This window comes from Syntrophorhabdaceae bacterium (assembly GCA_028698615.1).
GTDB lineage: Bacteria > Desulfobacterota > Syntrophorhabdia > Syntrophorhabdales > Syntrophorhabdaceae > Delta-02.
Map to the genome: position 1 here is coordinate 1 of JAQVWF010000076.1, position 6,798 is coordinate 6,798.

At 51.9% G+C, this 6,798-nt stretch carries 7 protein-coding genes; 4 read left to right on the top strand and 3 right to left on the bottom strand.

Annotation, left to right across the window (positions count from 1 at the left end; all coding sequences use genetic code 11):
• Positions 1–299 precede the first annotated feature (299 nt).
• Genes modA through modC form a run of 3 tightly spaced genes read left to right on the top strand, consistent with a single transcriptional unit; the run spans position 300 to position 2,799 of the window.
• The gene (modA, locus tag PHC90_13890) at positions 300–1,049 is read left to right on the top strand and encodes a molybdate ABC transporter substrate-binding protein (protein MDD3847435.1); all 750 of its coding nucleotides are present in this window, start codon (positions 300–302) and stop codon (positions 1,047–1,049) included.
• 6 nt (positions 1,050–1,055) lie between these two features.
• Complete coding sequence (modB, locus tag PHC90_13895; protein MDD3847436.1) at positions 1,056–1,742, top strand: molybdate ABC transporter permease subunit; 687 nt, start codon at positions 1,056–1,058, stop codon at positions 1,740–1,742.
• A gap of 1 nt (position 1,743) precedes the next feature.
• Positions 1,744–2,799 carry a molybdenum ABC transporter ATP-binding protein gene (modC, locus tag PHC90_13900; protein MDD3847437.1) on the top strand — a complete coding sequence of 352 codons (1,056 nt, stop codon included), beginning with the start codon at positions 1,744–1,746 and terminating at the stop codon, positions 2,797–2,799.
• A gap of 58 nt (positions 2,800–2,857) precedes the next feature.
• Here modC and PHC90_13905 read toward each other — a convergent pair whose 3' ends face one another.
• Positions 2,858–3,067, bottom strand: a complete 210-nt coding sequence (locus PHC90_13905) for a molybdopterin-binding protein (protein ID MDD3847438.1) — start codon at positions 3,065–3,067, stop codon at positions 2,858–2,860.
• A 241-nt stretch (positions 3,068–3,308) separates the two neighbouring features.
• Between PHC90_13905 and PHC90_13910 the strand changes: the two genes are divergently transcribed.
• A complete protein-coding gene (locus PHC90_13910) occupies positions 3,309–3,623 on the top strand; it encodes a carboxymuconolactone decarboxylase family protein (protein MDD3847439.1) in 315 nt (104 codons plus the stop codon).
• A 323-nt stretch (positions 3,624–3,946) separates the two neighbouring features.
• On the opposite strand, the gene PHC90_13915 is transcribed toward PHC90_13910, so the two are convergent.
• Complete coding sequence (locus PHC90_13915) at positions 3,947–4,936, bottom strand: response regulator (protein ID MDD3847440.1); 990 nt, start codon at positions 4,934–4,936, stop codon at positions 3,947–3,949.
• Positions 4,899–6,032, bottom strand: coding sequence for a histidine kinase dimerization/phosphoacceptor domain -containing protein (locus PHC90_13920; GenBank protein ID MDD3847441.1), 1,134 nt, complete (start codon positions 6,030–6,032; stop codon positions 4,899–4,901). The genes PHC90_13915 and PHC90_13920 overlap by 38 nt, the downstream gene beginning before the upstream one ends.
• Between the last annotated feature and the right edge of the window lie 766 nt (positions 6,033–6,798).

A 6,798-nucleotide genomic window follows, 5' to 3' on the forward strand; every position in this document is an offset into this window, starting at 1 on the left:
GCGGTTTTTGGGTGAGGTCAAAGAGAGCTCTATACACGTGGGGCAAATTGTGGTAATATGGAGGCCATGATTCGTCTCACCGCATACCGGATATACGACCAGTCTGACATGTTGGTGAAGTCCAGGGGCGTTATCCTCACCATCAGTGAATAGTGGATGTCAGGGTGAAGGATGTTTGTCCCTGTTTTTTTGTCATTCGTTATAGTCATATAGCTATAACGCAGGGTCAGGAGATGACGGGCGGAAAGAGTTTTCACCGAACCCGTGCTGCCAATAATATCGTACAAGGAGGATAAAAGATGAAGAGGACCACGGTCAGACTGCTGTTGAGCGTATTTTGTTTTGTATTGTTCGCCGGGCCTGCGATTGCGGCCGACCTTAACCTGTCTGTTGCGGCCAGCCTCAAGGACGCAGCCACCGAACTGTCGGACACTTTTGCGAAAAAGAACCCCGGTGTTTCATTCCAGAGAAATTTTGGAAGCTCGGGCTCAGTGGCAAAGCAGATAGAGAACGGTGCTCCGAGCGACCTCTTCTTGTCCGCGAATCTGAAGTGGATGGATTACCTGAAGGAGAAGAAGCTCATCGATATGCGCTATATCGCCACTTTCGCCTTTAATGAAGTGGTCTTTGTGGGCAAGCCTGAGTTAAAAATCAGCAGCCTGCAGGATGTGGTGAAACTCGATAGGATCGCCATAGGGAGCCCCAAGAGTGTTCCGGCGGGCGATTACGCTGCAAAGGCCTTGAATAAAGCGGGTATCGAGAAGCAGCTCGAGAGCAAACTGGTCATGGCCAAGGACGTCAGGGAATGTCTGATGTACGCCGACCGCGGTGAGGTCGATGGAGCCTTTGTCTACAAGACCGACGCCCTGCTGGCCAAGAATGTGAAGATCCTTTTCGTGGTGCCGCAGGATTTATATCCAAGGGTGACCTATCCGGCGGGTCTGACGGTGACGGGCAGCAAGAAAACTGAAGCCGTGGCATTCTACAATTATCTCCAATCCGCCGAGGCAAAAAAGATTCTTGCCAAATATGGCTTTGCGGTGAAATAATCTTCCATGTTCGGTTTTACCCCCACCGATTACTCGGCAATGCTGATGTCAGTAAGGGTCGCCGTTGTGGCGACCCTGCTGTCGCTTCCTTTCGGCTTCGCCGTCGCATACCTCATGACGTACCGGAAGTTCCGGGGCAAGGTTGTCCTGGACGTGATCGTCAATCTTCCCCTGACGCTGCCACCCGTGGTGGTCGGGTACCTCCTGCTGTTGGTCCTGGGGCAGCAGGGTTTCATCGGGAAAATGGTGCTGCAGCCGCTGGACATAAGAGTGATCTTCACCTGGCGGGCCGCGGTCATTGCCACGGCAGTGGTTGGTTTTCCCCTCATGGTAAGGTCGATCCGGACCGGCATGGAAACGATCGACGTGCGGCTTATCGAGGCTTCCAGGACCCTTGGCGCAGGATGGTTCGATACCATAGTAACCGTGATTGCACCGCTTGCAATGCGGGGGATCATCGCTGGTTCGGTCCTCATGTTCGCAAGGGGGCTCGGGGAATTCGGGGCCACTATTATCGTTGCCGGTAATATCCCCGGTGTCACCCAGACGATCCCCCTTGCCATCTACGATTATGTCAGCTCGCCACGGGGCGATGCCATGGCGTTGTCCCTCTGTGCCGTCTCGGTCAGCATCTCGATAGCCATGCTCATCTTTCATGAATGGTTGGGCAGGCGCATGGTGAGGGGCGACTGATATGGAACTGCGGGTCGCAGTGAAAAAGCAGTTCGGCACCTTCTTTCTTGATGCGGACTTTACCGTCGGGGGTGAACGGATCGGTCTCTTTGGCCCGTCGGGGAGCGGAAAATCTACCCTGGTGGGACTCGTTGCGGGGTTGAACCACCCGGATCGGGGTGTCATCTCCCTTGATGGGGAAGATATCTTCGACAGCCGGAAAAAAGTGAACATCCCGGTGGAGCACCGGCGCATCGGGATGGTCTTTCAGCGTCCCCATCTGTTCCCCCATCTCAGCGTTAAGGGGAACCTGCTTTATGGCTACAAGCGCTGCAACCCGGAGAATCGGAAGATCAAACTGAACAGCCTTGTAGAGGTGCTGCAGATCGGCCATTTGCTTCAGAGGGGGGTAAGGAACCTCTCGGGCGGCGAGAAGCAGCGGGTGGCCATAGGCCGCGCAGTTCTTTCCAACCCCAGGCTCCTGGTGATGGACGAACCATTGTCAGCCCTCGACGACAGTCTAAAGTTCCAGATCATCCCCTTTCTGAAGAGTGCCTGTGAAACGTTTAGTATCCCCTATCTCTTTATCTCACACTCCCTGACTGAAATGAGACTCATGACGGAAAAGGTGCTGAGCGTTGCCGAAGGACGAATTGCCAGCCAGATGACACTGGAGGAACTGGCGCGGGCGTATATGGGGGAGAGCAAAGTTGGTTACGTGAATCTCCTCAAACTTAAGGCCCTGCGTCGTCTCGACGGTCTCTACGTTTACGGTTGGGGAGAACAGGAATTGTTCATTTCCGGGGGCAGCGATCTGCCCGAGGTATTCTTTGAGCTCTTATCCACAGATATTATTCTCTTCAAGCGTCATCCCGAGGCGATCAGCGCTCGCAATCTTTTGCAATGCCGTGTGACGGATATTTTTGAATCAGGCCGCAGGCTGGGAGTGGAACTGGAATGCGCGGGACAGCGCCTCGTAGCGGAGGTTGTCAGACAGGCGGTTGAGGAACTGGGGATAGCGAAGGGAAATGAAGTCTATGCCGCGATAAAAGCAACGGCGTTCAGGCGGCTGGGGTGAGGAAAAAAATGGTCCATGTTGCCACCGTTATCCAGTTGCAGCATGGACCGGAGAAGACCTAATCGACTCCAACCATTACATTTGTGGCTTTGATCACCGCGTACACATCTTTCCCTTTCGTAAGACCAAGGCTTTCCGCCGACGATTTTGTGATGATGGCGACAACTTCCGCCCCGCCTGCAACCTCGATAACTACCTCTGAATTGACTGCGCCTGCGTTAACTGCCTTTACCTTACCCTTTAATACGTTGCGTGCACTTAGTTTCATGTCCCTTCCTCCGTTTGTTTTAGGTGTCAACCGTATCTCATGGTATAGACCCGTATCGGGGTATTGTCAAGGGTCGACGAATCAATATCGGAAGAGCCTCCTGTGCTTTTGAAGCACGCCTGAGCCGGGAAAACCGGCCCCCACTGTTGTGAATGGGTCAGATCGGGCGGTTGACACAAGGAGATACAGGGCTATACTCATCACTAAGAGATCACCAAAATCGGATCAAAGGAGGAAGGCCATGGAAGATATTCACGGTTCTTTCAAGAAGTTCAAGAGGGAATTCCCCGATGTCTATGAAGCACACCAAACGCTGGGGAAACAGATCCATGAAGGATCGGGTCCTCTGCCGGAGAAGACCAGATGGCTTATCAAGGTGGCCGTCTCAAGCGCCACCAATCACAAAATAGCCCTTGAGACTCATATCACCAGGGCAAAAGAGGCCGGAGCAACCAACGAAGAGATCATGCATACGCTGCTTCTCATAATCCAGACGGCCGGGTTTCCGACATTCATGGAGGCATATAAGGTTTTTAAAGAAATGTCCCCCCGATGACGAAGCGCCCATGCGTCCCTCAGTTCACGGTTTGCGAGTGCTGTACGGTCGGAATGTTGTCCGGGGCGGTTCTTCTCAAGACAACCAGGAGGTCTATCCTGGCAAGGTCAGCGAACATGAGCCGATGCGCTGGATGGACATCCTTCGGGGCAAATGACCGCTCCCCCGTATTGATTGCGGATAGCAACAGAACGGTTTTTGGGGAGTTCCCATATCGATTGATGACGGTGTAGCAGCAGCGGCCTGATCATTGATGCTACGTTACTTCTGTACTATACAACCAGTCGACCGTGACGAATATGCCGGATCTCAAGATGTAATTCTTAACTTTCTATCGTAGTTCCCTTCCCGCCAAAGAGCTCTAGACAGACATCCACGACATCGGGATCATACCGCGACCCACGGTGGGCTTCTATTTCATCAAGGGCCTGTTTTAAGGTGAGGGCATTCCGGAAGGACCGATGGCTGGTCAGATCCTCAATGGCATCGGCAACAGAGAGAATCCTGGCCTCAATAAGGATGTCCGCTCCCCTGGTCCCCTTAGGAAAGCCCGAACCGTCATAATGCTCCCGATGCTGGAGGACAATGTCAGCGACGGCCCAGGGGAAATCTACCTCTTTCAATATGTTGTAACTCAGCTGCGGATACGCATGATAGGCGTTCAACTTGAGTCCCGTCAACCGTCCGGAATCCTGAAGGATGTCAGAGGGTATATCCACAAAGCTTACGTCATAGACATATGCCGCCAGAGACAGCCCCTCCACCGAGAAGTCAGTCAATCCCATTTCCCCGGCGATGGCCTGTGCGAATTGGGCGACCCGCCGGTGGTGACCGATGGTATAGGGACCGCGCAATTCAAACGCCCCCGATACGGCATCAATGGTTCCCTTGAAGCACTTTATCAGACGGTCGAGGTAGTCTTTGACCTCTTTATCCGCCCCGTGCTTGTGGAGGGCCATTTCAATGTTGGTATAGAGCTCGTTCTTTTCAAAAGGTTTGAGCAGGTAGCCGAAAGGCCTTGTCTGTCTTGCCCGTTCTATATATACCTCGTTGGTGTAAGCGGTAAGATAAATGACAGGGACATCGAACTGTGAGATGATCCGTTCGGCAGCATCGATGCCGTCCATCTTACCCTCTAAAACAATATCCATCAGGATCAGATCGGGTTTTTCCGCTTTGACCTTGCTGATGGCTTCAGCACCCGTGGATGCCACCTTCCAGACCGTGTAACCGAAATCTTCCAGGTCCCTGCAAATCTGGTCGGCAACGACCCATTCATCTTCCACTACCATGATGTTCTTGTTTCTCATCATGTTCCTCCCCTCCTTCAACAAACGATAAAGGGAACGTGATCCGGAATTGTGTTCCGCCATCCCGCCGTACCTCCATCTGGCCATAAAGCTGGTTTGTCACCAGTCCGTTCACCAGGTGCAACCCCACGGACCTTGATTGATGGATATCAACATCGTCCGGGAGGCCCAATCCGTTATCATGGACCAGGATCTCTATCTCTGTGCCCTTTGTTTCGCCGATGATGATCTCCAATTTGCCCGGTTCATCCCCCGGAAATGCGTGCTTGAGGGCGTTGGAGATCAATTCATTGAGAACCAGTCCGCAGGGCGTCGCCTTTCTGATGTCCACATAAACGATGCTATCCGCTTTGATGACCAGATCTATCTTCCCCGGATTGATCTTGTACGCTTGAAATAGCTTCCGCGACAGGGTTCTCGCATAGGCGGCCAGATCAATTCTTGTGAAATCCTTTGAGTCATAGAGCCTTTCATGTATCATGGCCATTGCCCGGATCCTTCTCTGGCTTCCATTCAACATTTCTATCAGCTCCGGGTTCCCGCTTGATGATGCCTGGAGATCGAGAAGGCCTGACATCACCTGCATGTTGTTCTTCACTCGGTGATGCACTTCCCTGATGAGGAGCTCTTTTTCGTGAAGGGATGAAAGAAGGGACTCCTCCGCCTGCTTGAGTCGGGTGATGTCACGAACGCTTGAACGGTATCCTGTGTTGGTTCCGCACGCGTTATAGATGGGTTGGCACGATACCCCTCCCCATTTCATGCTCCCGTCCTTGCATCGAATACGGAATTCAACGTTGTCGCAACTTACGCCCTTAACCGCTTCTGCAAGGATTCGAGTCATTCTGTCACGGTCGGTTTCATAGATAAAGGGTATGGGGAAATCATTCATGGCCAAGCATTCGTTTGCAGAGTACCCTGTTAAACGGGAAATGGCAGGACTGATCCAAACAGGTTTTCCGTCGGGCCCAATCCAGCTCTCCCAGTCGTATGAGTAATCAGCGATTGCCCGGAATCGTTCCTCACTCGAACTCAATGCTGCCGTCGTTTTTGCAGTAAAAACACCAATGATACAGGCTATGACCGAAAATACGGACATTCTCAATAACGGGTCCGGATATGGGGAATAGATGAGAGCCCGCGGCAGGAATGAGAGGAAAGTGAGGACGGTGACGGCAACCGCTCCCTTTGTCCCGAAATGATAACTGGCATAAACAACAGGCACCAGAAAAGAAACTCTTTGCAGGTCGTGAACCGTATAGAAGATCTCCAGGCGCAAATAGTCCAATTTAAAGAAGATTATAATCTCGCCGAAGTAATAAAATAGAATACACAGGGCAAACATTATGAACAGTGGCCAGCCGTGCTTGCGTCTCATAAGCTATCTCACGTCCTTCCGTCAGCCCGCTATTCGACCTGCACCGGTGATGAACGACATTCCGCCATGTGGGAGTATCTCTCTATCAAGTGTCACTTGAGCTGTCTGTTCCAATCAAACACCACATTGAACAGCTATAAAAGGCTGGGGGAGGGATAAATGCAGAATAGCAAGAAATATGGAGGATTACCCACCAATTATTGCTTCAATTCTAAACCAGGGTGGTAAAAAGTCAAGACAATGTTTCCGATGGATAATTCACAAAACCAAATCTAAGTAAAACAATCTAACAGTATACAGAACGTCCTCAGGCGCCCTGAAGCAGAAGTACCCTTTAATTCTGCACAGGCATCGCATACCACGCCACCGTTGCGTGGACTGAATTGTGGTCAAATACGAGTGGCTGGGATGTCGAAGGCACTTAAGGGAACTAGAAAGAAAGTTAGCCGACGATGGGAGTTGAACCCGCGACCTGCTCATTACGAGT